The organism is uncultured Chloroflexus sp., assembly GCF_937129525.1.
Lineage (GTDB): Bacteria > Chloroflexota > Chloroflexia > Chloroflexales > Chloroflexaceae > Chloroflexus.
Genome location: NZ_CAKZNK010000035.1, coordinates 1 through 1,748 on the forward strand (window position 1 = coordinate 1; position 1,748 = coordinate 1,748).

Sequence of the window (1,748 nt, forward strand, 5' to 3'; positions counted from 1 at the left end):
CAATACAGTGAGACCGTTATGGAAATTCCTCAATCACAGCGACTTGGCCCCAACACAGGCCTCGATCTGGTGCGAGCGACCGAAGCGGCAGCCATCGCTGCTGCCCGGCTGATGGGGCGGGGTGAAATTGAAGAAGCCGATCAGGCAGCGGCAACGGCGATGGCGGCAGCGCTGGCTAATCTCGAAATTGATGGTCGCCTGGCAATGGGAGAGGAAGCACGTGAAAACATCCAGACCCCGATCACCCGTGGCATGCGCGTGGGAACCGGCAATGGCCCATCGGCAGATCTGGTGGTCGATCCAATAGACGGGCGACGCCAGCTTGCTCAGGGACGAGCGGGGGCAGTTTCTTTTGCCGCCATCACCAATCGAGGCGCGTTGTGGGCACCCTATCCGGCGGCATACATGGAAAAGATTGTAGTTGGCCCGGAAGTCGCGCCATACCTTGTGCCCGAATGCCTTGACGCGCCAGCCGGTTGGACACTGGCCCTGGTGGCGCGCGCCACCCGGCGTAACGTGCGCGATCTGGTAGTCTTTGTGCTGGATCGTCCGCGCCATGCACATCTGATCGAAGAGATTCGCGCAGCCGGCGCGCGGGTGATGCTGGCTGATGATGGTGACATCTACGGCGCGTTGCTGGCGGCGATGCCCGGCACCAATGTGGACATTCTGATGGGGATTGGCGGGGCGCCGGAAGGAGTGCTGGCTGCCTGCGCAATCAAGTCACTGGGAGGGGCAATGCTGGCCCGCCTCGCGCCGCAGAGTGAAACTGAACGCGCAGAGATCATGCGAGCCGGTCTTGATACCAAACGCATTCTCACCTGCGATGATATTGTCAGCAGTAACCAAATCTTCTTTGTAGCCACCGGCATCACCGACAATATTTTGTTGCGCGGCGTGCGTCTGGCCGGTGATCGAGCCGAGACTAATTCGCTCATCTTACGGTGTGAAACGCGCACCCGCCGTCTCATCTTTGCCGAACATTTGTTAACCGGATAGAGCACTGTGGGCGAAGCTGCGCGCCATATAGGGCAGTTACGCGCAGACTAACAGCAGCGATCAGACAGCGCAGGACAAAAACACAGCGGACCGCTATCACGCATCGGTTTCACCCGGAAACCTGGAGAGATGCGTAACAGCGGCACAATTCGCTGCATATGCGCGACCCGCAGCAGCGCAGGAGTCCGCGCGGGCCTGGAATGACTGCGCTGACTGAGGCGAAATCGACCTCAGACCGTTTCGATTTGCAAAATTGCCCTGATTGTGCTATAATCCGGGGGTGAAATGAATACGACCCCGTAGCTCAGTGGATTAGAGCGTTTCCCTGCGGAGGAAAAGGTCGCGCGTTCGAGTCGCGCCGGGGTCGCCAGCTCACCCGCCATCAAGGCGGGTTTTTCGTTATCGTTCGGCGGTACTATGGCCTACCTAAGCGCGATGTGAGGTTGCTTGCCGAACTGAGTAAGGGAATGAGCGAGCCAGCACGCATATAGAAGCGACAGTTATCGCTATCGATATGCTCTGATCGAACAAGTCTGTGATGAGAGCTTCAGGCAACGCGCGAGCATCATGCGCTCCTGCCAGTGCGTAGACCGCTGTTCCAACAATGGTAGGCCACTTGAGGCGTGGTAGCAAGCCAGCTCACAAATCGAGTTCAGGCAATAACACGCCTTCGAGCGCCAGCAACGCGCGTTTCCGGCCCAGCCCCCAACGAAAGCCGCGCAGATTGCCATCGGCGCCAAGCGCGCGAT

The 1,748-nt window shown here is 59.0% G+C and carries 1 protein-coding gene and 1 tRNA gene; both read left to right on the top strand.

Annotated elements, in window-relative coordinates:
- Nucleotides 1-18: 18 nt before the first annotated feature.
- The gene (locus Q0650_RS03365; RefSeq protein WP_298815918.1) at nt 19-999 is read left to right on the top strand and encodes a fructose-bisphosphatase class II family protein; all 981 of its coding nucleotides are present in this window, start codon (nt 19-21) and stop codon (nt 997-999) included.
- 293 nt (nt 1,000-1,292) lie between these two features.
- Nucleotides 1,293-1,369: transfer RNA gene (locus Q0650_RS03370), tRNA-Arg, on the top strand.
- The last annotated feature ends 379 nt before the right edge of the window (nt 1,370-1,748 follow it).

Excerpts from the sequence above, each read along its gene's own strand:
- Q0650_RS03365 (WP_298815918.1), top strand. The coding sequence starts at position 19 with ATGGAAATTCCTCAATCACAGCGACTTGGCCCCAACACAGGCCTCGAT.